The sequence below is a fragment of the Acidovorax facilis genome (assembly GCF_023913775.1).
In the GTDB taxonomy this organism is placed as follows: Bacteria; Pseudomonadota; Gammaproteobacteria; order Burkholderiales; family Burkholderiaceae_C; genus Acidovorax; species Acidovorax facilis.
Map to the genome: position 1 here is coordinate 1 of NZ_JAMXAX010000052.1, position 25150 is coordinate 25150.

Genomic DNA, 25150 nt, shown 5'->3' on the forward strand with positions numbered 1-25150 from the left:
CGCGCGGGGCGTGTGATCAATGCAATCTTGGGTTACCAATTTGTAGCACCGCCCCCGCGCCACGTCTGTAGGAAGGGGCCGTGCAGGGCCGCGCGAGGCCTGCCGCCGGTAAAGCAGTGCTACGAAATGTGGCTTTCTTCATGAAAATGCAACCGTGCGGTGTCTCGCAAGAGGCCGGTTGGGGCGGTGGGCTGGCCATAATTTCTGCTCGCCGGGCGCCAGGGAGGCTGCGCCAGGTGGTGCCCCTCCAGCCTTCCCCGAAAGCCCACGACATGTCCCACAAGAAGCATTGCCTGCCCGCGCTCACGGCGCTGGCCACGTTGACCGCCCTGGCCTGGCCGCTGCTGGCCCAGGCCGCTGTGCCCGCAGGTGCTGCCGCCGAGATCGTCAGCCTGCAGGGCACGGGCGACCAGCGTGCCGCCGCTGCAGCCGACTGGCAGCCCGCTCGCCCGGCCCAGGCCCTGGCCACGGGCGATTTCGTGCGCACCCGGCAAGCCGCGCGGATGGCCCTGCTGTTTGCCGACGACACCCAGCTGCGCCTGCACCAGAACACGGTGCTGCAGGTCAAGGGCGTGGCCACACCCGCCCAGCCGGTGACCACGCTGTTGCTCAACGCGGGCCGGGCCTGGACGCAGACGCGCCGCGCCGATGGCTCGCGGCTGAACCTGGAAACCCCGGCCGCCACGGCGGCGATCCGGGGCACCGACTGGGACATCAGCGTGGAGGACGACGGCCGTACCTTGCTGACCGTGCTGTCGGGCACGGTGGAGTTCTCCAATGCGCAGGGGCAGGTGTCGGTGGGCGCCAACGAGGCTGCCTATGCCGAGGTGGGCAAGGCCCCGGTCAAGCTGGTGCTGAGCCAGCCGCGCGACCGCATCCAGTGGGTGAACGCCCTGCGCGCCGACCCGCTGCCGCACCTTTCTGCTGAACCCGTGCCCGAAGCGCTTGCCCCGGTGCGCGCCGCGCTGGTGGCCCGCGATCTGCCCGCCGCGCGTGCCGCGCTGGCGCAGGCGAAAGCAAACGGCAGCGCACCCGCACCCTGGGTGGCCGTGATGGAGACTGCCATCGCACTGCAGGCGGGCGATGTCCTCGCTGCACGCGAACAGCTGGCCCGCCAGACGGCCACACCGGCTGCCCCGTTGCCGGTCTGGCTCATGCAGTCGGACGTGTTGCTCATGGAAGGCGACGCCGCCGCCGCGGCCACCACGCTGCGCACCGCCCTGCAGCGCTGGCCCGCGCACCCGGCCCTGGTGGCCCAGCTGGCCCGGGTGCAACTGCTGAGCGACCGCGTGGACGAGGCCACCGCCACGCTGGCCCCGGCACAGGGCACGGCGCATGCAGAGCTTGCGATGGTGCGGGCTGAATTGGCCCGCCGCCGGGGAGATGCCCCCGGCACGCTGAGTGCGTACACCGAGGCCACGCAGCTCGCGCCGCAAGACGCCCGGGGCTGGCAGGGCCTGGGCAGTGCCCACACCGAACGCGAAGACGCCCGCCCCGCCCGCGCCAATCTGCAGCAGGCGCTGGCGCTGTCGCCCCAAAGTCCCGGCGCCTGGGGCGAACTGGGCACGCTGGAAACCTTCACCAACCAGTTCACCGAGGCGGGCCAGGCCTTTGCCACCGCTTTGGGCGACAACCCGGCGGACTACGTGGCACTCACCGGCCAGGGGCTGCTGCACCTCAAGCAGGGCGACCCTCAGGCCGCGCTGGATGCCTTTTTGCGCGCGGGCGTTATGGAGCCCCGCTACGCCCGCGCCAAAACCTGGACGGCCGTGGCGTACTACCAGCTCGGCCGCCACCAGGACGCACTGGCCACGCTGCGCCAGGCCAGCAGCCTGGACGACAAGGACCCCGTGCCCTACATGCTGCTGGCACAGATCCACACCGACCTGTTCCAGCCCGGCGAAGCGGTGGAGGCTGCGCGCGCAGCGGTGCAACGCATGCCCTACCTCAAGTCGCTCAACCAGGTCGCCAACGACCAGAAAGGCAGCGCCAACCTGGGTGCCTCCATGGCCTTCTTTGGCATGGAAGACTGGGCGCTGGAACTGGCGCAGCAGAGCTTCTATCCGTACTGGGGCGGAAGCCACCTGTTCTTGGCAGACCGGTATGCGGGCGAGTTCAACAAGAACTCGGCGCTGTTCCAGGGTTTCCTCACAGACCCGATGGCGTTTGGGGCGAGCCAGCGGTATTCGTCGCTGCTGCAGCAACCCGGGGCGCATGGGGCGGTGGGGGTGACGCTGGACAAGGAGGATGCACGGTCGCGTGCACCCGCCATCACGCTCAATGGCATGAACAACAGCTATGTGCCCACTTCCTGGTTCTTCAAAGCGCAGTCGGTCAGCGTGAGCGAGTTGCCTTTTGATCTGCTGAACAATCAGGCCCCGGCGGTGCGGGGCGGCTATGGCGATCTGACCGGGCGCGCCGTGACTGCAGGTGTTGGCATGCAGCCCACGGAACGCATCAATCTGTTTGCCTATGGGAACCAGTTCGAGGCCCGCATGCGGAGCCAGAACCTGCCTGAGACGTCCATTGACAACACGAACAGCCAAGGCGCTTTGGGCCTAGCGTACCGCTGGGGGCCGACGGAGCAGACATGGATCAAGCTGGGCCGCAGTGTGGAAAACAACGAGTATCTGCGTTACCCCACGGTGTATATCGACCCGCCTTTGGTGACGGTGACAAGCTTCAGCACTGCACCACGCAAACAGTTGACCGATCTGCAGTTGCGCCACACCCTGGACACGGCACCGGGCAGTCGTTGGAGCCTTGCGCTGGAGCACGTGCGTGAGCGGCAGAACAATGTGTTGGCAGGCGAAAGCGTGGTGGCGGCCGACATCCCCGGTGTGGGGCTTTACACGGACTATTTGATTGCGTTGGGCTACAACCGGATTGACCGGCGGTATACCGGCCTCACCCTGGCGACCACCCAGCGGTTGGACGCCGCGTTGAACCTGGACGCCGCACTGGGGCTTCAGCAGATTCGCCACCGCGTGGACGGCTTTACTCGCTACTACCTCGCGAACCTTGATCTGGTTACCGACGAGGCAGCGCGTCGGGCAGACATGGAACGTGTGGTCACGCCGCGTATCGGCGTTGTCTGGCAACCCGCCGCAGGCACGATGGTGCGCATGGCCTACCAAGACTGGCTGCGGCCGCTCAGCGTGTCCACCCTGACCAGCGTGGAAACAGCGGGCATTCCCGTGGAAGACCGGCTCGTGGAAGCTGGTGGGCGCCACAAGCGCACCGTGGCGCAACTGGGCATGGAACTGGGCGCCAACACCTTCCTGAGCCTGCGCGCAGACCACCTGCGCGTGCGCAACCCCGGCATGGTGGGTGTCGACTTGCGCACGCCGAGCCTGCCTTTCCTGGAGGAGATGCGCAACACCCAGTTGGTCAACCTCTCCAATACCGACTTGCTGGAAGACTCCCCCAGCTTTGACAGCGGCACGCTCAAGACCCTCGGTGCCGGTGTCAACCACATGTTCAACCGGCGCTGGTCGGGCTACGCCAAGTACCTCTACCAGGGCAGCGAAAGCCATATCTACGACACGGAAGGGCCGGCAGGGCGCATCCCCTACATTCCGCGCCACACCGCAGTGCTGGGCGCCACCTGGGTCAGCCCGCAGCGGTTTTATGTCAGCGGCCGTGCGGTGTACCGGTCGGAGCGTTTTGAAGACAAGGAAAACCTCACGCGCATGGCACCCGGCTGGGGCCTGGACCTGATGGGTTTCTGGGAATCGCAGGACAAACACTGGGTGGTGGGGGTGGCCGCATTGAACCTGTGGGCGCCGAAGTCAGACCGCAGAAAGACCCGGTATGTTCTGGACGCGCGCTACCGTTTCTGATTCCGCATCGCCAGCGGTCCGGCGCCAGCAACAGGTCTACGCGCTGGCAGCCTGCGCGCTGGCGCTGCTGCTGGTGGGTGCGGCCACGTTCAGCCGCACCTGGCACGCGCTGGAGTTCAAGACCTTCGACGTGCTCACGGCCTGGACTGCGCCGCAGCGCACGGCGCTGCCCGTGGTGATCCTGGCGATTGACGAACCCACGTTTCAAGAGCTGCAACACACCTGGCCCTTCCCGCGCAGCGTGCATGCAGCGCTTTTGCAGCGTTTGCACGATGAGGGTGCCGCCGCCGTGGGCCTGGACATCGTGTTCGCCGACCCATCAACCGAAGCCGAAGATGCCGCGCTGGCGCAGGCCATCGCAGAGACCGGCCCCGTGGTGCTGGCCGCCACCCGTGAAAAGATCGACAGCAGCAACGCTGCGCTGTGGCTGGACGTGATGCCACTGCAGCGGTTTCTGGACGCCGGAGCCGATGCGGGCGATGCCGGGGTGGAGCCCGACGATGACTTTGTGGTGCGCCGTGTGCCCGTGGCGCGCGAGGGTTTTGCCCTGCGGCTGGCCCAGCGCGCGGCCGAGGCGAGCGGCAAGCTGCCGGTGCTGCGCCACTTCGACTGGATCGGCTACCGGGGCCCTCGCGGCACGTTTGACACGCGCTCGTACTACCAGGCGCTGGAGCCGGGCCTGCTGCCAGCGGGCTTCTTCAAGAACAAGATCGTGCTGGTGGGGCGCTCGGCGCGCACCGCGACCGAGTTGTCGCGGTCGCAGGCCGACCTGTTCAATTCACCGTTTGGCACCGCAGGGGGCGAGCGCCTGTTTCCCGGCGTGGAACTGCAGGCCACGCTGGTGGACAACTACCTCACCGGCGGCGGGCTGCGCAGCGTGCCCGAAGGCTGGACGCTGGCCCTCGTAGCGCTGCTGGTCCCCTTGCTGCTATGGGGCAACCGCAGGCTGCACCCGGCGGGCGCCGCAGCGCTGGCGGCGGCGCTGGTGGCGGCGATAGCGGGGGCCTCGTGGTGGCTGTTCGGGCGCTTTCAGCTGTGGTGGCCGCCCTTGCTGCCTGCGGCGGCGGCATTGGCGGTCTACGGCGCAGCGGCGCTGGCGGGTTATGCCTTTGTGCGCCGGCGCGCGCGCCAGACGCGGGCGATGTTTGCGCAGTATGTGCCGCCCGCCGTGGTCTCGCGCCTCATTGCGCAGCCCGAGCTGATGCGCCTGGGCGGCGAGGCGCGCGAGGTCACGCTCATGTTCACCGACCTTGCCAACTTCACCACGCTATCGGAGCAGCTGAGTGCCGAGCAGACGGTGGAAGTGCTCACCGCGTATTTCAACGCCATGACGCCCATCGTGCACGCCACGGGTGGCACGGTGGACAAGTTCATCGGCGACGCGGTGATGGCCTTTTGGGGGGCGCCGCTCGACGACCCGCAGCACGCCGAGCACGCGGTGACTGCGGCCATCTCCATGCAGCAGGCCATGCAGGTGCTGGTGGCCGACCTGCGTGCGCGGGGCCTGCCGCCCATCCACATGCGCATTGGCCTGCACACGGGGCGGGTGGTGGTGGGCAACGTGGGGTCGGAGCAGCGCTTTTCGTACACCGCGATTGGCGATGCGGTGAACCTGGCCGCACGGCTGGAGGGCGCCAACAAGGCCTTTGGCACTGGCATCCTGCTCTCTGCCGCCACCGCCGCGCAGTTGCCTTCCTCGGTGGCTCTGCGCGCGCTCGATGATGTGGTCGTGAAGGGAAAAACCGAGCCCGTGCGTGTGTTTACACCGTGTGACGATGCCGCTGTGCGGGATGCCAGCCTGGCCGCGCTCAATGCCTTCCACGCGCGCGATTGGGACGGTGCCAGCGGCTATCTGGCGCAGGTGCTGGCACGCGTGCCTGGGGATGCGGCGGCGCTGCGCCTGCAGCAGCGCGTGGCAGAGGCGCGCGCCTTGCCCGTTGGCAGCGACTGGTCGCCCGCCGTGGCGCTGGACAAGTTGTAGGAGCCTGTTCAAGGTCTTTTCGGGGTCGCACAAGGCACTTGCCCGAAGGGTTGGAGTGAAATCGGGCCGATGAACTCGGAGCTTTGGCGCCCCGGCTGCTTGCATGGGCACGAGCCCATGCGGCGCATCCGAAGCTTCCACTCATCCCGATGGCACTCCAATGCGATCCCCGAAAAGACCTTGAACAGGTTTTTAGGATGTTTTGACATGTGTTTACCGGGGTCAAGGCCTGCGGTGCCATCATGGACCCCTGAGCAACGTCATCTGAAAGGAACTCTGATGCAAGTACAAGTCAACACCGACGACCACATCCACGGCGGCGAGTCGCTCGCGCAATGGATCACGGACGAGTCCAAGAGCCGCCTCACGCGCTTTCAGGACCACATCACGCGGCTGGAGGTGTTTCTGTCAGATCTGGATGCGGGCAAGTCCGGCGCCAATGACAAACGCTGCCGCATCGAGGCCCGCGTGACCGGCCGCCAGCCGGTCACTGTGACCGACGAAGCCGACAAGATGGCCAACGCCTTCATCGGCGCTGTGGACAAACTGGCCCGCGCGCTCGACACCGACCTGGGCCGCGTCAAAGACCGGCACGGCCGCGACACGATCCGCACGGCCGTGGAAGAGTGAGTTTTGAGTGAAATTGGCTGCTAGCGCTTGATAGATAAGCGCTAGCAGCTATCAATTCAGGAGTTTTCAGCCAAACCCTCGCGAGCCCCACGCGGGGGACGCCTGGCAAGGGCCGCCCCGCAGCGAGGGCGTCGTCCCCCTTCAGGGGGAAGGCGCCGCAGGCGACTCAGGGGGTGTTCAACTTCACAAATCCAACACGAGCAGCTTGCTGCGCGCGCGCGAGCAGCAGGGCATGAACTGCTCGTTGGCTGCCTTTTCTTCGTCCGTCAGGTACATGTCGCGGTGGTCCACCTCGCCCTCCAGCACGCGCGTGAGGCAGGTGCCACACACGCCCTGCTCGCACGAGGTCAGGATGTCGATGCCCTCCTTGCGCAGGGCTTCCACCACCGACACGTCGGGCGCAATCGCGTAGACCTTGCCCGTGCTGGCAATGCGCACGTCAAAGCCCTGATCGCCCGAGGTGTCCTGCGCAGGGGCGCCAAAGTATTCGAGGTGGATGTGGTCTTGCGCCCAGCCCAGGGCCTTGGCACTGTTCACCACATGGTCGATGAAGCCTGCCGGTCCACATACATACAGGCGCTTGTCGGGCCCGGGCGCGGCCAGCACGGCGGCAATGTCCAGCTTCTGTTCGGCCGGGCCCGCATCGAAATGGAAATGCACACGCGGTGCCATGGCCGATGCGGCAATTTCGGCAGCAAACGCCGTGCGTTCGGCAGAGCGCGTGCAGTAGTGCAGCGCAAAGTCGGCGCCCGTGCGCGCCAGCCGGTCGGCCATGCACAGCAGCGGCGTGACGCCAATGCCACCGGCCAGCAGCACCGTGCGCTGCGCGGGGTGTAGCGCAAAGTGGTTGCGGGGTGTGCTGATGGTGATCACATCGCCCTGGTGCACGCTGTCGTGCATGGCGACCGAGCCGCCACGCGACGCCGGATCGCGCAGCACGGCAATGCGGTAGCGGTGCGATTCGTGCGAGGCGTTGCACAGCGAATACTGCCGCGTCAAACCTCCGGGCAGATGCACATCGATGTGCGAACCCGCGCTGAACGGGGGCAGCGCGGCGCCGTCCACGCGCGCCAGCTCGAAGCTGGCAATGCCTTCGGCCTCGGCCTGCTTTTTGACGACGCGGACCTGGATCGTTTCCTGCGCGGTCATGCGGCCACCGCCGGGGGTGCAGCGGCGGCCTGCTCGGCCGCGATGATGCGGTCCAGGATCTTGCGCGACTGCACGCCGCCTGCGTCGATGTTCAGCATGAGCAGCTTGCGGTCGGGGTAACGCAGCAGGTTCTGCTGCTGCTGTTCCAGCATGTCCTGGTCTTCGGCAAAGATGTTGCCCTGGCCCTCGCGGATCTGCGTGGTGAGCGAGGGGTCTTGCGGCTTGAAGTTGCGCGCCATGCCCCAGAAGTAGTGGATCGAAGTCTCGGTCTCGGGCGTGATGAAGTCCACCACGATGCTCGATGCCTTCTTGTCCGCCGGCGCGTCATAGCCGCCGTTGCCCGCCAGCGCCACGCCCACCTCGATCAGCACATGGCTGGGTGGTGTGAAGTGGCAGATCTGCCAGCGGTCCACCGGCTGGTCGTCGGGCAGGCCGTTCATGCGCAGCGCCATCTTCCAGAAGGGCGGCGCTTCGATGCCTTCCATGAAGCGGCTGGTGATCACCTCGTCGCCCTCCACGCGGGTCTTGCAGGGCACCTCGTCGATCTCCTTTTGGCCGATGCTGGTGGAGTGCACGTAGGTCTCGTGCGTCAGGTCCATCAGGTTGTCGATCATCAGGCGGTAGTCGCAGGCAATGTGGTACAGCCCGCCGCCGTAAGCCCATTCGGGGTTGTTGGCCCAGGGCAGGTGGTGGATGGTGGCGGGGTCGGCCTGCGCCGCGTCGCCGGGCCACACCCAGATGAAGCCGTAACGCTCCACCACCGGAAAGCTGCGCGCCTTGGGAAACCCTTGCACGCGCTGGCCGGGCATGGACACCGACTTGCCCGTGCATTCCACCCTGAGGCCGTGGTAGCCGCATTGCAGGTGGCCTTCGCACACCGTGCCCAGCGACAGTGGTGCGCCCCGGTGGGGGCAGAAGTCGTCCAGCGCGGCGACCTGGTCGGGCGCGGGGCGGTAGAAGACGATCTTCTCGCCGCAGATGGTGCGGCCCAGGGGCTTGTCGGCAATCTCGTCAGGGGTGCAGGCTACGTACCAGGCGTTTTTGGGAAACATGCTTGTCTCTCTCCGTGGGGTGGTGGGATGTTGTTGGCCTGGCCCGCAGGCCGCCTTCAGCGCTTTGGTGTTGTGAAGCGGATTGTGCAAAAAAGGCCATTCGATGTATACATTCAATCGTTGAAAATCAGCTATCGCGAATGGGTATATCGCATACGCCCTTGTTTTTGAAGCTATTTTTTGAATTTTCTAGTTGATTTGGTTTTTGTATGTATACATTAATGGGCCGCCGGGCTGCCCCAAGCCTTGGTTGTATGGTTTTTTTGATCATCTCTCCGCACACTCCACATGAACCTCTCTGAGCCCCTCCTGGCGGATTCCGCCCCGGGCGACGCTGCCGAAGGTGGCGCTTCGCAGTCGGTGAAGGCGCAGCTGCGCCTGCGTGAAATGATCCTGGCGGGCGAGTTGCCGGGCGGTGCGCGCATTGCCGAGCTGGCCATCGTCGAGAAGCTGGGGGTGTCGCGCACGCCCATCCGCGCCGCGCTCATGCGGCTGGAGCAAGAGGGCCTGCTGCAGCTGCTGCCAGGGGGTGGGTACGCCGTGCGCACCTTTTCCGAAACCGATGTGGCCGACGCCATTGCGCTGCGCGGCACGCTGGAAGGGCTGGCCGCGCGCCTGGCGGCCGAGCGCGGGGTGGATGCCGCCGTGCTGGCCGACGCCCATGCCTGCCTGGATGCCATCGACACCACCTTGGCCCCTTCCACGCTGGACGACGTGGGTTTCTCGCGCTATGTGGAGCTGAACGCACGTTTTCACCTGCTGCTGGGCCGCATGGTGGGCAGCGATGTGGTGGCGCGGGAGCTGGAGCGGGTCAAGGGCTTGCCGTTTGCGTCGCCCTCGGCCTTTGTGATGGTGCAGACCCATTCGCCGCAGGCGCGCGACTTGCTGGTGGTGGCCCAAGACCAGCATCGCCAGCTGCTGGACGCCATCGAGCACCATGAGGGCGCGCGGGCCGAGGCGATCATGCGCGAGCACTCGCGCCTCGCGCAGCGCAACCTGCGTGCAGCCTTGTCGGGCCAGGCCGGTGGGCAGGTGCATGCCGACATGCCCGCCCTCACGCTCATTCGGCGGGGGTGACGGGCAACCCACCAAGCGCGAGGGTTGCAGGGTCTGCGGGTTTCACCGGTTTCATAACGTTACGGCATAGCTGAAAGTCCGTCATAGAACTGGCATGTGGATGCGACTGCATGCACAGTGGGGGCGGGACAGTGTCCCGCTCCATGCCGCAGATTCTCTGCGGCCCTGGGGTGTGGCCTCGCAGATGTGCAGATAAATCGAGACCGGAGACAAAAAATGAACTTCTTCAAGCGACGCGCCGCATTGACGGCCCTGGGGGCGGCGGCCCTGGCAACGGTGGCTGGCAGTGCCATGGCGCAGACCGTGACCTTGCGGCTGCACCAGATGCTCCCACCCCAGGCCACCATCCCGGCCAAGGCCCTGGTGCCCTGGGCCCAGAAGGTCGAGGCCGACTCGGGCGGCAAGATCAAGGTGCAACTGTTCCACGCCATGCAACTGGGCGGCGCGCCGCCACAGCTGTTTGACCAGGCGCGCGATGGCGTGGTGGACTTCACCTGGACGGTGCTGGGCTACACCCCGGGCCGCTTCCCCAAGACGGAAGTGTTCGAGCTGCCCTTCATGAGCGGCAACGCTGAAGCGTCTTCGCGCGCCATCCAGGAATACGTCGAGAAGTTCGCGGCCGATGAGTTCAAGGACGTCAAGCTGATCGCCGTGCACACCCACGGCCCTGGCCTGTTCCATACCAAGACGCCCGTCACCGGCCTGGAAAGCCTGCGCGGCATGAAGGTGCGCGGTGGCTCGCGCATCATCAGCAACATGCTCACCAAGCTGGGCGCCACGCCGGTTGGCATGCCTGTCCCTGCCGTGACCGATGCGCTGAGCAAGGGCACCATCGACGGCACCACCATCCCGTGGGAGGTGACGCCTTCGCTGAAGGTGACCGAGCTGGTGCGCAACCACACGACCTTTGCTGGCAAGGAAGGCCTGTACACGCAGACTTTTGCGTTCTCGATGAACAAGGCCAGCTATGACAAGCTTCCGCCGGACCTCAAGGCCGTGATCGACAAGAACTCCGGCATCGAGACCGCCGCCATGTTTGGCCGCGCCATGGACGAGGGCGACAAGGTGGGCCGCCAGATTGCCGAGCGCGCCAAGAACAACATCGTTGCCCTGGACCTGGCCGAGACGCAGCGCTGGCGCCGCACGGCTGCCAGTGTGGAAACCGACTGGATCAACGAGGTGAAGGGCAAGGGCATCGACGGTGCCAAGCTTGCTGCTGAGGCGCGGGCCCTGATCGAAAAGCACAGCCGATAACCTCGGCGGTGTCGCCAGGCGCACCCGATTGCGCTGCTCCATGCCGATCCGCTCTGGTGGGTACCGGAATGGATCGGTTTGATTTTTTGACAGGACCCTGCCTTGAAGTTCCTATCGTTTCTCGCCCAGGCTTGCGCGGTGCTGGCCGGGGTCATTCTCACGGGGGTGACGCTGGTCACCTGTGCAAGCATTGTGGGCCGCAACACCACGGGCTGGACTGTCCTGGGCGACTACGAACTCACGGCCGTGGCCGCAGGGGCCGCGATCGCGCTGTTCATGCCCTGGTGCCAGTTGCGCAGCCAGAACATCATCGTGGACTTTTTCACCGCCCGGGCCTCCTCGGCCGTGAATGCCCGGCTGGACCGCTTCGGCGCACTGCTGCTATCGGCTATGTTCCTCGTGCTGGCCTGGCGCACGGCCACGGGTGGGCTCAGTGCCCGCAACTCCATGACCACCACCATGATGCTTGGGTTTCCTGAATGGATCACGTACGCTGCCATGGTGCCGCCCCTGTTGCTGACGGGGGTGATTGCCCTGGTGCAGGCCTTCGGCCCGGCGCACATTGAAATTGAAGAAGAGGATGCCGCATGAGCCCGCTGGCCCTCGCTCTTTCGATTTTTGGTGTGATGCTTGCGCTCATGGTGGTGCGTGTGCCCATTGCGGCGGCGATGTTTGGCGCTGGTGCCTTTGGCTACCTCTACCAGGTAGGGCTACCGCCGTTTCTCAACAACCTCAACGGCCTGGCCTTTGCGCGGTTTGCGAGTTATGACCTGTCGGTGATCCCCCTGTTCATCCTCATGGGCAACTTCGCCACGCAGGGAGGCATCTCCAAGGCGCTGTTCCAGTTTGCCAGCGTGCTCATGGCGCGCTTCAAGGGCGGGCTGGCCATGGCAGCGGTGGCGGCGAGTGCGGCCTTTGGCGCCATTTGCGGCTCGTCCATTGCCACCGCAGCCACCATCACGTCGGTGGCGCTGCCCGAGATGAAGCGGCACGGCTACTCCGGCCGCCTGGCCACCGGCACGCTGGCGGCGGGGGGCACGCTGGGCATTCTGATCCCGCCCTCGGTGCCTCTTGTGATCTACGCCATCCTGACCGAGCAGAATATCGCCAAGCTGTTTGCTGCGGCCACCATCCCCGGCATCATCGCCATGCTGGGCTACATGATCGCGATTGCGATCTACGTGCGCATCCGCCCCGGCCATGCGCCGGACCACACCGTCGATCTTCCCAAGATGTCCTTGCAGGCCCTGCTGGGAGTGCTGCCCATTGCCATCGTGTTCCTGGTGGTGTTTGGCGGCATCTATGGCGGCCTGTTCACACCCACCGAGGGCGCGGGGGTAGGCGTGGCCTGCACCTTCCTTGCGGCGCTGCTCAAGCGCGAACTGACACTGGAGAAAATCAAGCAGTGTTTCCTGTCCACCGCGTCTGCCAGCGCCATGATCTTCATGATCTTCATTGGCGCCGACATGATGAACACGGCGCTCGCATTGACGCAGGTGCCTGGTCAGCTGGCGGGCCTGATCCAGGGCTGGAACGTTTCGCCCTATATGGTGGTGGCCGGCATCCTGCTCTTTTACGTGGTGCTGGGTGCGGTGATGGACGAGTTGTCCATGATCTTGTTGACCATCCCCATTTTCTTCCCGGTGATCATGGGCCTGGACTTCGGCATGTCGCAGGAGCACACAGCCATCTGGTTTGGCATCATGGTGCTCATGACGGTGGGGTTTGGCTTGCTTGCGCCGCCCGTGGGCCTTAATGTGTACGTGGTCAATGGCCTTGCGAAAGACGTACCCATCGCTGAGAGCTACAAGGGCGTCATGCCTTTCCTCGCCAGCGATGTGGTGCGGACCACGCTGCTGCTGGTGTTTCCGCCCATCTCCTTGTGGCTGGTGCAGTTCGTCGGCTGATGGATCGCCGGGCAGCACTCCTCGCGCTGGGCCTCACCCCCTGCACCGTGCTGCGTGCGCAGCCCGCATTTCCAACCAAGGCGCTGCGCATCGTTGTGCCCTTTGCGGCGGGCGGCGTGGGTGACCTCACTGCACGCGCCGTGGCCACGGGGCTGGCCGCGCGGCTGGGGCAGCCCGTGGTCATCGACAACCGCCCCGGCGCCGGGGGTGTGGCGGCTGCCGATGCGGTCGCACGCGCGGAGCCTGACGGGCACACGCTGTTCCTGCTGTCCAACGGCACGGCGGTATCCGCAAGCCTTTTCAAGTCGCTGCCCTACGACACGCTGGCCGACTTCGCTCCGGTCAGCACGCTGGGTTTCTTCGATATCGCGGTGCTGGTACCTGCCGATTCGCCCCACCGCACGCTGGCCCAGCTGCTGGCGCATGCGCGGGCCCATCCAGGCCAACTCAATATCGGCAGCATCAACATCGGGAGCACCCAGCACCTGGCGGCCGAGCTGTTCAAAAGCAGCGCGGCCATTGATGCGCAGGTGGTGCCGTTCAACGGCACGCCCGCACTCATCACCGCGCTGCGGGGTCGGCAGGTGGATGTGGGCGTGGAGATTCTGGGCCCCACCTTGCCGCAGGTGCGCGCCGGGGCGTTGCGTGTGCTGGCGGTCACGGGCGAGCAGCGCTCTGTGGTGTTGCCCGATGCGCCCACGGCGGTGGAGCTGGGCGTGAAGGGTTTTGTGGCCGCTTCATGGAACGCGCTGGCCGTGCCCTCGCGCACACCGCGCGCGGTGGTGGACCGGCTGCAGCGCGAGGTGGTGGCCACTGTGGCGACACCCGCTGTGCAGCAGCAGCTGCGCGCGCTCAACGTCGAGCCCCGCACCTCCACACCGGAGCAGGCCGCTGCCCTGCTCAAAACCGACATCGACCGCTGGCGCGCCGTGATGGAGCGCGCGGGCATCCCCAAGCAATGAAACCTGATAGCACCATGCAGACCGAAGAGAACCCAGTCTTGCCCCCTGTGGACCGCGTGGACCGCCTGGGTATCGTCGGCTACGGCGAGGTGGGCCGCATCTTTGCAGCGGGCCTGCGCAACGCCGGTGTGAGCGATCTGGCGGTATGGGACCTGAAGTTCATCGACCCTGCGAAGGGCCCCGAGCCGCTCGCCCACGCACAGGTGGCGGGCGCGGTTGCGGCCGACAGCGTTGCGGCCCTGTGCGCCGGGCGCCAGCTCATCGTGTCGGCCGTGACGGCCAGCAACACGCTGGCGGTGGCCGAGGCGGTGGCGCTGCACATTGCGCCTGGCGCGTTCTTTCTGGACCTCAATTCCGCGTCCCCCGGCACCAAGCAGCAGGCCGCCGCGTTGATCCATGCGCGTGGCGCCCGGTACGTCGAGGCGGGGGTGATGACGTCGGTGCCGCCCTATGGCATCGCCGTCCCCATGCTGCTCGGAGGCCCCCACGCCGCCACGCTGGCGCCTGTGTTGCACGGGTGGGGCATGGACGCCAAGCCGGTCAGCGACCAGCTGGGCGTGGCCAGTGCCATCAAGATGTGCCGCAGCGTCATGATCAAGGGGCTGGAGGCGCTGGTGATGGAGAGCTATGCAACGGCCCGCCACTACGGTGTGGAAGACCATGTGCTGCCCACCTTGGCTGAGACCTTTCCGTCCATCGACTGGCAAAAGCAGGGAAGCTACTTCTTCAGCCGCGTGGTGCAGCACGGCCAGCGCCGCGCCGAAGAGATGCGCGAGTCGGCCCGCACCGTGGGTGAAGCAGGCATGGCGCCGCTGATGGCATCAGCCATTGCCGACAAGCAGCAGTGGGTGGCCGACCTGGCGCGCGAAGGCATCTTTCAAGGTCTGCCCCAGGACGCGCGCTGGCAGGACTATGCGGATCGCTTGTTAGAAAGTTTGTCATCACCTGGGGCCGCGGGCTGACGCCTCGGTCCCTTTGATGGGCCTCTGCTCCAAGCCTGCTTGTACAGGCTTGGACGTTCGCGAAGAGCTGCCACCTCGGGCGGCTGCACCGGGGCGCGCAGCGCCTCAGGGGGGGCTCCTGTACAACGCTTGCAAGGTGCTGCGAATCAGTTCCGCCATCGCCTGCTGCGTGAGCGTGGCCGGGCGCTGCGAACTCACTGCCAAGAAGAGCTTGCTGCGCAGCCTTGCACTGTCCTCGCCATCCATGCTCGCACCCAGAATCGGCCGCGTAATGAACACCTCGGGCTTGCCCGACGTGGTGACCGCATTCATGGGCAGCACCGCGCAGCCCGCGCCATCGGCCACCAGGTCCAGGATGGCGGCTACACCGTCGATCTCCAGGCTGATCTGGGGGCGTTTGCCGCGCGCGGCCAGTTCCGATTCCACGAGCATGCGGATCGAGTTGGGGCGCGTGGGGATCACCAGCGGAAAGCGGGGCAGCTCGTCCAGCGGCAGGGGCGTGCGGGCCAGGGTATCGGCCTCCGCCTCGCTCTGGCCCACGGCGCGGCGCTGCACCAGAAACAGGTCTTCCTCCAGCAGAGCAGTGATCTCGATGCCCGGCGCAGGGGGCGTGTTGTAGAGCAGCGCAATGTCGAGCAGCCCTGTGGTCAGCGACTCGCGCATGGCCACCGACAGCCCTTCGCTGATGGCCAGCGCCGCATCGGGCAGCTTCACGCGGAAGGCGCGGGTCAGCGGCACGGTCAGCACCTTGGCAATGCTGGGCGGCAGGCCGATGGCCACACGCCCGGCGAGGGCGCCGCGCACGCGGCCCAGCTCTTCGCGCGCACGCTCCACCTGGTGCAGGATGCCCCGCCCATGCTCCAGCAGCAGCTTGCCCGCCTCGGTGGGTGTGGCACCCCGGCCATTGCGCACCAGCAGGTTCTGGCGCAGCTCCACCTCCAGCAGGCGCACCTGGCGGCTCAGGGCGGGCTGGGCAATGTCCAGCACCACAGAAGCCCGGGTAAAGCTACCCAGCTCGGCCACGCGCACAAAGTATTCGATCTGCTTGAGGTCCATGGGGAATGCTCTCTGCTATTTGAATAGCTCCAAGTCAACGATCACGGAATGATATATCTGGTAGTGCCGGTGCCGCCTTCTTGTTTGGCCCTGCGCTGACCACAATCAGCGCCATGGAACCCCAGCGCACGCAACGCGCGGGCCACCCGCAGCCCGGCAGGAGACACAGCATGACCCCCCCAGAAATTCGCGGCATTTCGTCGATGGCCACGCGCCAGGTGCTGGCCGATCTGGGGGCCGGGTTTGCGCAGCAATCGGGCACGCAGGCCGCCATCGAATCGGTGGGCGGCGTGGACGCGGCCAAGCGTGTGGCGGCTGGTGAAACCTTCGACGTGGTCATCCTCGCCTCCGACGCCATCGACAAGCTCCTCGCTGGGGGCCACCTGCTGCCCGGCAGCAAGGTGGATTGGGTGCACTCTGGCGTGGCCGTGGCCGTGCCAGAGGGCGCACCGCTGCCCGACATCAGCACCGAAGACGCCGTGCGACAGGCCGTGCTGGCCGCGCGCAGCATCAGCCTGTCCACCGGCCCCAGCGGCGTGGCGCTGGCCAAGCTGTTCGAGCGCTGGGGCATTGCCGACCAGATCGCCCCGCGCATGGTGCAGGCGCCCCCCGGCGTGCCCGTGGGCTCGCTGGTTGCGAAGGGCGAGGTGGCGCTGGGCTTTCAACAGTTGAGCGAGCTGCTGCACGTGCCGGGCATCCAGATCGTGGGCCCGCTGCCACCCGCCATCCAGATCACCACCACGTTTTCAGCGGGCATTGGCGCGTTGTCGCAACAGCCGGAAGCTGCCCGCGCCTTGCTGGCCTACCTGGCTTCGCCCGCTGCGGCCGAAGCCAAGCAAAAACAAGGCATGACCCCTGCCTAACCAATCACAAGAACACCTTCCAGGAGCACCCAAAAAATGAGCCTCATCATCGACTGCCACGGCCACTACACCACGGCCCCCAAGGCGCTGGAGAACTGGCGCAATGCGCAGATCGCCGGCATCAAAGACCCCGCGGCCATGCCCAAAGTGTCAGACCTGCACATCAGCGACGACGAGCTGCGCGAGTCCATCGAGACCAACCAGCTCAAGCTGATGAAGGAGCGCGGCAGCGACATTACGCTGTTCAGCCCGCGCGCCAGCTTCATGGCCCACCACATTGGCGACTTCAACGTGTCCAGCACCTGGGCGGCCATCTGCAACGAGCTGTGCTTTCGCGTCTCCACGCTGTTCCCCGACCACTTCGTGCCCGTGGCCATGCTGCCGCAGTCGCCCGGTGTCGATCCCGCCACCTGCATCCCCGAGCTGGAAAAGTGCGTGCACGAATACGGCGCCGTGGGCATCAACCTGAACCCCGACCCCTCCGGCGGTCACTGGACCAGCCCGCCGCTGACCGACAAGCACTGGTACCCCATCTACGAAAAGATGGTGGAGTACGACCTGCCCGCCATGATCCACGTGAGCACCAGCTGCAACGCGTGCTTTCACACCACCGGCGCGCACTATCTGAACGCCGACACCACGGCCTTCATGCAGCTGATCCAGGGCGATCTGTTCAAGGACTTCCCCACGCTCAAGTTCCTGATCCCGCACGGCGGCGGCGCGGTGCCGTACCACTGGGGCCGGTTCCGTGGCCTGGCGCAGGAGATGAAGAAGCCCCTGCTCGACGAGCACCTGATGAACAACGTGTACTTCGACACCTGCGTGTACCACCAGCCCGGCATCGACCTGCTCAACACCGTGATCCCGGTGAAGAACGTGTTGTTCGCCAGCGAAATGATTGGCGCGGTGCGCGGCATCGACCCCACTACCGGCAACTACTACGACGACACCAAGCGCTATATCGAGGCGTCCACGATCCTGAGTGCCGAAGACAAGCACCAGATCTACGAAGCCAACACGCGCCGTGTTTTCTCCCGACTCGATTCACGCCTGAAGGCAAAGGGGCTCTGAAATGTTTGAACTTGGCGTTGTCTACCGCAACATCACCCGTGCCGACCGCGCAGCCGCTGACGGCCTGGCTGCCCTCGGCTCGGCTACCGTGCACGAGGCCATGGGCCGCGTGGGCCTGCTCAAGCCTTACATGCGCCCCATCTACGGCGGCCAGCAGGTCAGCGGCACAGCCGTCACCGTGCTGCTGCAGCCCGGCGACAACTGGATGATGCATGTGGCGGCCGAGCAGATCCAGCCCGGCGATATCGTGGTGGCAGCCGTCACCTCGGAGTGCACCGACGGCTATTTTGGCGACCTGCTGGCCACCAGCTTCCAGGCCCGTGGCGCCCGCTCGCTCATCATCGACGCCGGTGTGCGCGACGTGAAGACGCTGCAGGCAATGAACTTCCCCGTGTGGAGCAAGGCGATCAGCAGCAAGGGCACCATCAAGGCCACGCTGGGCTCGGTCAACATCCCCGTGGTGTGCGCTGGTGCGCTGGTCACGCCGGGCGACGTGATCGTGGCCGACGACGACGGCGTGGTGTGTGTGCCTGCCGCCCGCGCTGTGCAGACGCTCGAAGCCGCGCAAAAGCGCGAAAGCTTTGAAGGCGAAAAGCGCGCCAAGCTCGCCAGCGGCGTGCTGGGCCTGGACATGTACAACATGCGCCCCGGCCTGGAGAAGGCAGGCCTCAGGTACATCGACTGAACCCCGGTCTCAAGTCTTTTTGGCCTCTAGCGCTTATTCAATAAGCGCTAGCAGCTACTAATTTTATAGCTATCGTTTTTCTTCTGTTCTGTATTCCATGACGTTCTCTGTGTCTCCCTCTTTCCGTCTCCGCCGCACGTTGTCCCTGGCATTGGGCGTGGCCGCGGCCGCAGCTTTGGCGCCGCAATTCGCTGCCGCGCAGCAGTTCCCCACCAAGCAGGTGCGCATCATCAGCCCCTTCCCCGTGGGCGGTGGCCCCGACGGCGTGGCCCGCCTGGTGGCCGACAAGCTCTCGCGCACCTGGGGCACGGGCGTGATCGTGGAAAACCGCCCCGGTGGCAACGGCTTCATCGCCATCGACGCCTGGAAGCGCGGCGCCAAGGACGGCCACGACCTGCTCATCCTGGACAACGTGCACCTGGCCGCCTACCCCAGCCTGTTCAAGAAGCTGCCCTACGACGTGGCCAAGGACTTCGACACGCTGCTGCCGCTGTTCAAGACGCACTTCTTCTTCACTGTGGGCACGGGCAGCAAGTACAAAACCGTGGCCGACATCGTGGCCGATGCCAAGGCGCGCCCCGGCAAGCTCAACTACGGCAGCTGGTCGGTGGGCAACCCGGTGCACCTGGGCTCGGAGCTGTTCGAATCGGCCACCGGCACACAGATGGAGCACGTGATCTTCAAGGAGACCACGCAGCTCTACACCTCGGTCTCCACCGGCGAGATCGACTTTGCGCTGGGCAGCGCCGCCACAGCAGGCCCGCTGTACCGCGCGGGCAAGCTGCGCCTGCTGGCGTTTGCCGGGCCCCAGCGCTCGGCCGAGTTCCCCGACGTGCCCACCGTGGCCGAATCGGGTGGCCCCAAGGACTTTGCCGTCACGGGCTGGAACGCCATTGCCGTGCCGCCCGGCCTGCCCGCTGCCGTGGCCGACAAGATCCGCAAGGACATCGAACAGGCCCTGACCGGCCCCGAAGTGGCCGAGAAGTTCAAGACCTTTGGCTACGAGCAGTTCCCCACCACCCGCGCCCAGTTCAACCAGTTCGTCAAGGACGAGAGCCAGCGCTTTGGCGACGTGATCCGCAAGGCCAACGTGTCCCTCGACTGATCTGCGAGCCTGCAAAAAAACCAAGGAGTACGCGCATGAGCGAATTCACAAAAACCCCTGGCTGGCTCGACTGGTACGCGGGTCCGAGCAAACCCCGGTTCCAGGTGCCCGCAGGCGCCGTGGATGCCCACTGCCACGTGTTCGGCCCCGGCGCCGAGTTCCCCTACGCCCCCGAGCGCAAGTACACGCCCTGCGACGCGAGCAAACACCAGCTGTATGCGCTGCGCGACCACCTGGGTTTTGCGCGCAACGTGGTGGTGCAGGCCACCTGCCACGGCGCGGACAACCGCGCCATGGTTGATGCTCTGGTGCACTCGGGCGGCAAAGCGCGTGGCGTGGCCACCGTCAAGCGCTCGGTCAGCGATGAAGAACTGCAGGCCATGCACGACGCCGGTGTGCGCGGCGTGCGCTTCAACTTCGTCAAGCGCCTGGTGGACTTCACGCCCAAGGACGAGCTGATGGAGATTGCCGCGCGCATCCACCAACTGGGCTGGCATGTGGTGATCTACTTCGAGGCGGTGGACCTGCCCGAGCTGTGGGACTTCTTCACCGCCCTGCCCACCACCGTGGTGGTGGACCACATGGGCCGCCCCGATGTGAGCAAGCCCGTGGATGGACCGGAGTTCGAACTGTTCCTGAAATTCATGCGCCAGCACCCCAATGTGTGGAGCAAGGTGAGCTGCCCCGAGCGCCTCTCTGTGACCGGCCCCAAGGCCCTGAATGGCGAGCAGAACGCCTACACCGACGTGATCCCCTTCGCCCGCCGCGTGGTGGAAGAGTTCCCCGACCGTGTGCTCTGGGGCACCGACTGGCCCCACCCCAACCTCAAGGACCACATGCCCGATGATGGCCTGCTGGTGGACTTCATCCCGCACATCGCAACGACACCGGAGTTGCAAAAGAAGCTGCTGGTGGACAACCCCATGCGCCTGTACTGGCCCGAAGAAGTCACCGTGGAGGACTGACACCATGTCTCTCGATAAACCCTACCTCGACGTGCCCGGCACGACCATCTTCGACGCCGAGCAAAGCCGCAAGGGCTGCTGGCTCAACCAGTTCTGCATGAGCCTGATGAAGGCCGAGAACCGCGTCCGCTTCAAGGCCAACGAACGCGCCTACCTGGACGAATGGGCGATGACCGAAGAGCAGAAGCAGGCCGTGCTGGCGCGCGACCTGAACTGGTGCATTCGCCTGGGCGGCAACATCTACTTCCTGGCCAAGATCGGCTCGACCGACGGCAAGAGCTTTCAGCAGATGGCGGGCAGCATGACCGGCATGACCGAAGAGGAATACCGCAACATGATGATCAACGGCGGCCGCAGCGCCGAAGGCAACCGCTACGTGGGCGAAGATGGCGACGCCCAGGCGCACCGCCAGCCGCAAGGCAGCGCGGGCAAGAAAGGAATTTGACGATGGCCAAAATCACCGCCTCCGTGTTCACATCGCATGTGCCAGCCATTGGCGCGGCTATGGACCTGGGCAAGACCCACGAGGACTACTGGAAGCCCGTGTTCGCGGGCTATGACTTTGGCAAGCAGTGGATCAAGGACAACAAGCCCGACGTGATCTTCCTGGTCTACAACGACCACGCCACGGCCTTCAGCCTGGACCTGATCCCCACGTTCGCCATCGGCACCGCTGCCGAATATGAAGTGGCCGATGAGGGCTTTGGCCCGCGCCCCGTGCCCAAGGTCATTGGTCATCCTGACCTGGCCGCGCACATTGCGCAGTCGGTCATCCAGCAGGACTTTGACCTCACCATCGTCAACAAGATGGCCGTGGACCACGGCTTGACCGTGCCCCTGTCGCTGATGTTTGGCGAACAAGACCCCGTGAAGGGCGCCTGGCCCTGCCCGGTTATCCCGTTCGCCGTCAACGTGGTGCAGTACCCCGTGCCCAGCGGCCGCCGCTGCTACAACCTGGGCCAGGCCATCCGCAAGGCCGTGGAGAGCTATGACGAAGACCTGAACGTGCACATCTGGGGCACGGGTGGCATGAGCCACCAGCTGCAGGGCCCGCGCGCCGGCCTCATCAACAAAGAGTTTGACAACGCCTTCCTCGACAAGCTCATCAACGACCCCGAGGCCGCTGCCAGCATCCCGCACATCGACTATGTGCGCGAGGCGGGCAGCGAGGGCATCGAGCTGGTGATGTGGCTCATCGCGCGTGGCGCGATGGCCGATGTGGCCGGTGGCAAGCCACCCAAGCTGGCGCACCGCTTCTACCATGTGCCCGCGTCCAACACCGCCGTGGGCCACCTGATTCTTGAGAACACGTAAAAAACACGCCAAAGGACACACACCATGACCATCAAAGTCGCACTCGCAGGCGCTGGCGCCTTCGGCATCAAGCACCTGGACGGCATCAAGAACATTGACGGCGTTGAAGTCGTCTCCCTCATCAGCCGCGACCTGGCCAAGACCCAGGAAGTGGCCGACAAGTACGGCATCAAGCACGTCACCACCGACCTGGCCGACAGCCTGGCCATCAAGGAAGTGGACGCCGTGATCCTGTGCACGCCCACGCAGATGCACGCCAGCCAGACCATCGCCTGCCTGGAAGCGGGCAAGCACGTGCAGGTCGAGATCCCGCTGTGCGACGTGCTGGCCGATGGCGAGAAGGTCATCGCCCTGCAAAAGCAGACGGGCCTGGTGGCCATGTGTGGCCACACCCGCCGCTTCAACCCCAGCCACCAGTACGTGCACAAGAAGATCACGGCAGGCGAGTTCAACATCCAGCAGATGGATGTGCAGACCTACTTCTTCCGCCGCACCAACATGAACGCGCTGGGCCAGGCCCGCAGCTGGACGGACCACCTGCTGTGGCACCACGCTGCGCACACCGTGGACCTGTTCGCCTTCCAGGCGGGCAGCCCCATCGTGAAGGCTAATGCCATCCAGGGCCCTATCCACCCCACCCTGGGCATTGCGATGGACATGAGCATTCAGCTTAAGGCCGCCAACGGTGCCATCTGCACGCTGTCGCTCAGCTTCAACAACGATGGTCCGCTGGGCACCTTCTTCCGCTACATCGGCGACTCGGCCACGTACATCGCGCGCTACGATGACCTGGTGAACGGCAAGGAAGAGAAGATCGATGTGTCGAAGGTGGGCGTGTCGATGAACGGCATCGAGCTGCAAGACCGCGAGTTCTTCGCCGCCATCAAGGAAGGCCGCGAGCCCAACGCCAGCGTGGCGCAGGTGCTGCCGTGCTACCAGGTGCTGCACGACCTGGAGCTGCAGCTCAACGCAGGCTGATTTCAAGAAAAATAAGCTGCTAGCGCTTATCCATCAAGCGCTAGCAGCTATGTATTTAATAGCTTAAAGGGGCGTGCTGCTTCACCCCTTCAAAGCCGCTTTGTTCTCGATGATGCGCGAGACCAGGCCGTAGTCCACCGCCTCTTCGGCCGACAGCCAGTGATCGCGTTCGATGTCGGCCAGCACCACCTCCAGCGGCTTGCCCGTCTGCCGGGCGATGGTGCGCGCAATGCGCTCGCGGGCTTTCACCATCTCGCGCGCCTGGATGGCGATGTCACTGGCCGGGCCGCCGGCGCCACCGCTGGGCTGGTGGATCAGAAAGCGCGTGTTGGGCAGGCAGAACCGCCGCTCGCGGGGTGCCGCCAGGTACAGGTGCGTGGCCGCGCTGCCCACCCAGCCGGTGCCAATCATGTTCACCGGCGCAGTGATGAAGCGCACCAGGTCGTGGATCGTGTCGCCCGACTCCAGGTGCCCGCCGGGCGAGCTCACCAGCATGTCGATGGGCTCGGCACTCTCGGCATCCAGCGCAATCAGCCGCCGCGCCACATCGGCGGCCAGGGTGTCGGTGATGGTGCCAAAGACCAGCAGGGTGCGGGCCTTGAAGGCTTTTTCTTCCAGGTAAGACGTGCGCGGTTCGGCGCCTTGGGTAGGGGCTGAAGCGGGTGTGGTGGTATCTGGCGTGTCCATGGGGCAAGTCCTTGCGAGTGATAGGACTGCGTTGACGAACGAGACACGCCGGGCGTGACATTTCTCTGCGCTTGCATATCCAGGCCAGCGCTGCAGTGCGGACCCACTGGCCCGCACTGCGCCCCTCGGACTGTTCAGCCTGCGGCCACGCGTTGCCCCGGCGCAATGGTGGGCGGCGCCGCATTCAGCGTCTCGATCGCAAAGCCCGCCGCCGCCTTGTAGCGGGCCATGAAGCCCTCGCGCTCCTCACGCGGCAGCACGTCGTCGATGTGGTCGAACACCCCGCCGCAGCGCTCGTCCACCAGCCCCAGCAGACCAAACGGGCCGGAGCCCCGGTTGCGCAGCACCAGCGCAGAGATGTCCTTGCACAGCTTGTCGTCATAGGCACGCAGCGCCTGCGGGCCCACACCGTGCGCGATGAGCTGCGCCCCCAGCACGCGCGCATCCACGATGGCCTGGCTGGCACCGTTGGAGCCCACGGGGTACATCACATGCGCCGCGTCGCCCAGCAGCGCCACGCGGCCGTCTACCCAGGTGGGCACGGGGTCGCGGTCGATCATGGGGTACTCAAAAATGTCCTTGGCGCCGCGCAGCATGGCAGGCACGTCCAGCCAGCTGTAGTTCCAGCCCTCGAAGTGGTGGATGAACTCCTCCAGTGCCACGCGCCGGTTCCAGTCGCCCTGCTGCCAGCCGCCCTGGTTGTCTACCGTGATCTCGGCGATCCAGTTGATGGTGGCCAGACCTGTGGCCGGGTCGGGCGGGGTGATGGGGTAGAACACCACACGGTGCCGCAGCGAGCCCACGCCCACAAACGACGCGCCCGTGCGCACCGGCACCCCCGGCGTGGTGCCGCGCCACATGATGGCACCGCCCCACTGGATGGGCGGCTGCGTGGGGTGCATCTGCGCCCGCACGGCCGAGTGCAGGCCATCGGCGGCAATCAGCAGCGATCCGGCTACTTCACGCTTCTCACCGTCGCGTGTCTCGACAATGGCGATGACGCCGTTCGCATCCTGCCGGTAGCCCACCACCCGCTGCCCCAGCTGCACGGCGTCGGTTCCCAGGCGCTCTCGCACGGCGTTGAACAGCATCATCTGCAGCTGCCCCCGGTGCACCGAATACTGCGGCCAGTGGTAGCCCGCCTCCAGCCCGCGTGGCTCGGCGTACACCTCGTTGCCGTTGCGACCCACCAGCGCCCATTCGCGCGCCTGCAGGCCGATCGTGTCCAGCACCTCGTTGCCAAACCCCAGGTCATGCAGTTCTCGCACGGCGTTGGGCTGCAGGTTGATGCCCACGCCCAGCGGCTGCAGCTCGGGCACCGATTCAAAGACGATGCAGGGCACGCCGATCTGGTGCAGGATGAGGGCAGTGGCCATGCCACCGATACCGCCGCCGGCGATCAGCACGGGGCGGGGCGAGGAGGGGTGTGAAGTAGGAGTAGGTGCGCCAGACATGCCGAGATTGTCCATGCAACGGCGGGTGGAGCTTGTCGCGGACGCCGCAGGCGAATGCGGTGGATAGCGGGTGCCGACCTCGCCAACATGCCTCCGTAGGCTGACCTCTGCTTCAAGCTTGCATCAAATGCCAGCGCCTTCTTTGATGGTGTCGAG

The 25150-nt window shown here is 65.7% G+C and carries 22 protein-coding genes; 17 read left to right on the forward strand and 5 right to left on the reverse strand.

What is annotated here, in order from left to right:
- The first annotated feature begins 272 nt into the window (after positions 1–272).
- The 3 genes from NFX52_RS15435 to NFX52_RS15445 all read left to right on the forward strand — a co-directional run bounded on the left by NFX52_RS15435 (position 273) and on the right by NFX52_RS15445 (position 6453).
- Entirely contained in the window at positions 273–3842 is a 3570-nt protein-coding gene (locus NFX52_RS15435) for a TonB-dependent receptor domain-containing protein (RefSeq protein ID WP_055398495.1), read from the forward strand.
- The gene (locus NFX52_RS15440) at positions 3814–5823 is read left to right on the forward strand and encodes an adenylate/guanylate cyclase domain-containing protein (protein ID WP_055398494.1); all 2010 of its coding nucleotides are present in this window, start codon (positions 3814–3816) and stop codon (positions 5821–5823) included. Before NFX52_RS15435 ends, NFX52_RS15440 begins: the two co-directional genes overlap by 29 nt.
- Before the next feature lie 279 nt (positions 5824–6102).
- A complete protein-coding gene (locus NFX52_RS15445) occupies positions 6103–6453 on the forward strand; it encodes an HPF/RaiA family ribosome-associated protein (protein ID WP_055398493.1) in 351 nt (116 codons plus the stop codon).
- A 183-nt stretch (positions 6454–6636) separates the two neighbouring features.
- Here NFX52_RS15445 and NFX52_RS15450 read toward each other — a convergent pair whose 3' ends face one another.
- Complete coding sequence (locus NFX52_RS15450; protein ID WP_055398492.1) at positions 6637–7602, reverse strand: PDR/VanB family oxidoreductase; 966 nt, start codon at positions 7600–7602, stop codon at positions 6637–6639.
- Positions 7599–8654: an aromatic ring-hydroxylating dioxygenase subunit alpha gene (locus NFX52_RS15455; RefSeq protein ID WP_055398491.1), complete on the reverse strand. Its 1056-nt coding sequence runs from the start codon at positions 8652–8654 to the stop codon at positions 7599–7601. The genes NFX52_RS15450 and NFX52_RS15455 overlap by 4 nt, the downstream gene beginning before the upstream one ends.
- 288 nt (positions 8655–8942) lie before the next feature.
- Here NFX52_RS15455 and NFX52_RS15460 point away from each other — a divergent pair, with 288 nt between their 5' ends.
- The 6 genes from NFX52_RS15460 (at position 8943) to NFX52_RS15485 (ending at position 14816) form a co-directional block, all read left to right on the forward strand.
- Positions 8943–9731 (forward strand): GntR family transcriptional regulator, encoded by a 789-nt coding sequence (locus tag NFX52_RS15460; RefSeq protein ID WP_055398490.1) that lies wholly within the window; start codon positions 8943–8945, stop codon positions 9729–9731.
- A gap of 216 nt (positions 9732–9947) precedes the next feature.
- Positions 9948–10985 carry a TRAP transporter substrate-binding protein gene (locus tag NFX52_RS15465; RefSeq protein WP_055398489.1) on the forward strand — a complete coding sequence of 346 codons (1038 nt, stop codon included), beginning with the start codon at positions 9948–9950 and terminating at the stop codon, positions 10983–10985.
- Positions 10986–11087: 102 nt separating this feature from the next.
- Positions 11088–11576, forward strand: a complete 489-nt coding sequence (locus NFX52_RS15470; protein ID WP_055398488.1) for a TRAP transporter small permease — start codon at positions 11088–11090, stop codon at positions 11574–11576.
- Complete coding sequence (locus NFX52_RS15475) at positions 11573–12892, forward strand: TRAP transporter large permease (RefSeq protein ID WP_055398487.1); 1320 nt, start codon at positions 11573–11575, stop codon at positions 12890–12892. The genes NFX52_RS15470 and NFX52_RS15475 overlap by 4 nt, the downstream gene beginning before the upstream one ends.
- On the forward strand, positions 12892–13854 hold the full coding sequence (locus NFX52_RS15480) for a Bug family tripartite tricarboxylate transporter substrate binding protein (protein ID WP_055398486.1): 963 nt from the start codon (positions 12892–12894) through the stop codon (positions 13852–13854). Before NFX52_RS15475 ends, NFX52_RS15480 begins: the two co-directional genes overlap by 1 nt.
- A gap of 14 nt (positions 13855–13868) precedes the next feature.
- Positions 13869–14816, forward strand: coding sequence for an NAD(P)-dependent oxidoreductase (locus tag NFX52_RS15485; RefSeq protein WP_055398485.1), 948 nt, complete (start codon positions 13869–13871; stop codon positions 14814–14816).
- A 105-nt stretch (positions 14817–14921) separates the two neighbouring features.
- On the opposite strand, the gene NFX52_RS15490 is transcribed toward NFX52_RS15485, so the two are convergent.
- Complete coding sequence (locus NFX52_RS15490; RefSeq protein WP_055398484.1) at positions 14922–15872, reverse strand: LysR substrate-binding domain-containing protein; 951 nt, start codon at positions 15870–15872, stop codon at positions 14922–14924.
- Between the two features lie 170 nt (positions 15873–16042).
- Here NFX52_RS15490 and NFX52_RS15495 point away from each other — a divergent pair, with 170 nt between their 5' ends.
- The 8 genes from NFX52_RS15495 (at position 16043) to NFX52_RS15530 (ending at position 22853) form a co-directional block, all read left to right on the forward strand.
- The gene (locus tag NFX52_RS15495) at positions 16043–16735 is read left to right on the forward strand and encodes a substrate-binding domain-containing protein (protein WP_082437453.1); all 693 of its coding nucleotides are present in this window, start codon (positions 16043–16045) and stop codon (positions 16733–16735) included.
- A 36-nt stretch (positions 16736–16771) separates the two neighbouring features.
- The gene (locus NFX52_RS15500) at positions 16772–17806 is read left to right on the forward strand and encodes an amidohydrolase family protein (protein WP_055398483.1); all 1035 of its coding nucleotides are present in this window, start codon (positions 16772–16774) and stop codon (positions 17804–17806) included.
- Position 17807: 1 nt separating this feature from the next.
- Positions 17808–18491: a 4-carboxy-4-hydroxy-2-oxoadipate aldolase/oxaloacetate decarboxylase gene (gene ligK, locus NFX52_RS15505; RefSeq protein WP_055398482.1), complete on the forward strand. Its 684-nt coding sequence runs from the start codon at positions 17808–17810 to the stop codon at positions 18489–18491.
- A 97-nt stretch (positions 18492–18588) separates the two neighbouring features.
- Positions 18589–19596, forward strand: a complete 1008-nt coding sequence (locus tag NFX52_RS15510) for a Bug family tripartite tricarboxylate transporter substrate binding protein (protein ID WP_055398481.1) — start codon at positions 18589–18591, stop codon at positions 19594–19596.
- A gap of 35 nt (positions 19597–19631) precedes the next feature.
- Positions 19632–20561 (forward strand): amidohydrolase family protein, encoded by a 930-nt coding sequence (locus NFX52_RS15515; protein ID WP_055398480.1) that lies wholly within the window; start codon positions 19632–19634, stop codon positions 20559–20561.
- A gap of 4 nt (positions 20562–20565) precedes the next feature.
- Positions 20566–21006, forward strand: a complete 441-nt coding sequence (gene ligA, locus NFX52_RS15520; RefSeq protein ID WP_252635713.1) for a protocatechuate 4,5-dioxygenase subunit alpha — start codon at positions 20566–20568, stop codon at positions 21004–21006.
- Between the two features lie 2 nt (positions 21007–21008).
- Complete coding sequence (locus NFX52_RS15525; RefSeq protein WP_055398478.1) at positions 21009–21875, forward strand: class III extradiol dioxygenase subunit beta; 867 nt, start codon at positions 21009–21011, stop codon at positions 21873–21875.
- A gap of 24 nt (positions 21876–21899) precedes the next feature.
- The gene (locus NFX52_RS15530) at positions 21900–22853 is read left to right on the forward strand and encodes a Gfo/Idh/MocA family oxidoreductase (RefSeq protein WP_252635714.1); all 954 of its coding nucleotides are present in this window, start codon (positions 21900–21902) and stop codon (positions 22851–22853) included.
- 81 nt (positions 22854–22934) lie between these two features.
- On the opposite strand, the gene NFX52_RS15535 is transcribed toward NFX52_RS15530, so the two are convergent.
- Both NFX52_RS15535 and NFX52_RS15540 read right to left on the reverse strand, forming a co-directional pair.
- On the reverse strand, positions 22935–23540 hold the full coding sequence (locus NFX52_RS15535) for an ATP-dependent Clp protease proteolytic subunit (protein ID WP_055398476.1): 606 nt from the start codon (positions 23538–23540) through the stop codon (positions 22935–22937).
- Between the two features lie 134 nt (positions 23541–23674).
- On the reverse strand, positions 23675–24994 hold the full coding sequence (locus NFX52_RS15540) for a flavin-dependent oxidoreductase (protein WP_055398475.1): 1320 nt from the start codon (positions 24992–24994) through the stop codon (positions 23675–23677).
- Positions 24995–25150: the final 156 nt, after the last annotated feature.

Excerpts from the sequence above, each read along its gene's own strand:
- NFX52_RS15435 (WP_055398495.1), top strand. The coding sequence starts at position 273 with ATGTCCCACAAGAAGCATTGCCTGCCCGCGCTCACGGCGCTGGCCACG.
- NFX52_RS15440 (WP_055398494.1), top strand. The coding sequence starts at position 3,814 with ATGTTCTGGACGCGCGCTACCGTTTCTGATTCCGCATCGCCAGCGGTC.
- NFX52_RS15445 (WP_055398493.1), top strand. The coding sequence starts at position 6,103 with ATGCAAGTACAAGTCAACACCGACGACCACATCCACGGCGGCGAGTCG.
- NFX52_RS15450 (WP_055398492.1), bottom strand. The coding sequence starts at position 7,602 with ATGACCGCGCAGGAAACGATCCAGGTCCGCGTCGTCAAAAAGCAGGCC.
- NFX52_RS15455 (WP_055398491.1), bottom strand. The coding sequence starts at position 8,654 with ATGTTTCCCAAAAACGCCTGGTACGTAGCCTGCACCCCTGACGAGATT.
- NFX52_RS15460 (WP_055398490.1), top strand. The coding sequence starts at position 8,943 with ATGAACCTCTCTGAGCCCCTCCTGGCGGATTCCGCCCCGGGCGACGCT.
- NFX52_RS15465 (WP_055398489.1), top strand. The coding sequence starts at position 9,948 with ATGAACTTCTTCAAGCGACGCGCCGCATTGACGGCCCTGGGGGCGGCG.
- NFX52_RS15475 (WP_055398487.1), top strand. The coding sequence starts at position 11,573 with ATGAGCCCGCTGGCCCTCGCTCTTTCGATTTTTGGTGTGATGCTTGCG.
- NFX52_RS15480 (WP_055398486.1), top strand. The coding sequence starts at position 12,892 with ATGGATCGCCGGGCAGCACTCCTCGCGCTGGGCCTCACCCCCTGCACC.
- NFX52_RS15485 (WP_055398485.1), top strand. The coding sequence starts at position 13,869 with ATGCAGACCGAAGAGAACCCAGTCTTGCCCCCTGTGGACCGCGTGGAC.
- NFX52_RS15490 (WP_055398484.1), bottom strand. The coding sequence starts at position 15,872 with ATGGACCTCAAGCAGATCGAATACTTTGTGCGCGTGGCCGAGCTGGGT.
- NFX52_RS15495 (WP_082437453.1), top strand. The coding sequence starts at position 16,043 with ATGACCCCCCCAGAAATTCGCGGCATTTCGTCGATGGCCACGCGCCAG.
- NFX52_RS15500 (WP_055398483.1), top strand. The coding sequence starts at position 16,772 with ATGAGCCTCATCATCGACTGCCACGGCCACTACACCACGGCCCCCAAG.
- ligK (WP_055398482.1), top strand. The coding sequence starts at position 17,808 with ATGTTTGAACTTGGCGTTGTCTACCGCAACATCACCCGTGCCGACCGC.
- NFX52_RS15510 (WP_055398481.1), top strand. The coding sequence starts at position 18,589 with ATGACGTTCTCTGTGTCTCCCTCTTTCCGTCTCCGCCGCACGTTGTCC.
- NFX52_RS15515 (WP_055398480.1), top strand. The coding sequence starts at position 19,632 with ATGAGCGAATTCACAAAAACCCCTGGCTGGCTCGACTGGTACGCGGGT.
- ligA (WP_252635713.1), top strand. The coding sequence starts at position 20,566 with ATGTCTCTCGATAAACCCTACCTCGACGTGCCCGGCACGACCATCTTC.
- NFX52_RS15525 (WP_055398478.1), top strand. The coding sequence starts at position 21,009 with ATGGCCAAAATCACCGCCTCCGTGTTCACATCGCATGTGCCAGCCATT.
- NFX52_RS15530 (WP_252635714.1), top strand. The coding sequence starts at position 21,900 with ATGACCATCAAAGTCGCACTCGCAGGCGCTGGCGCCTTCGGCATCAAG.
- NFX52_RS15535 (WP_055398476.1), bottom strand. The coding sequence starts at position 23,540 with ATGGACACGCCAGATACCACCACACCCGCTTCAGCCCCTACCCAAGGC.
- NFX52_RS15540 (WP_055398475.1), bottom strand. The coding sequence starts at position 24,994 with ATGTCTGGCGCACCTACTCCTACTTCACACCCCTCCTCGCCCCGCCCC.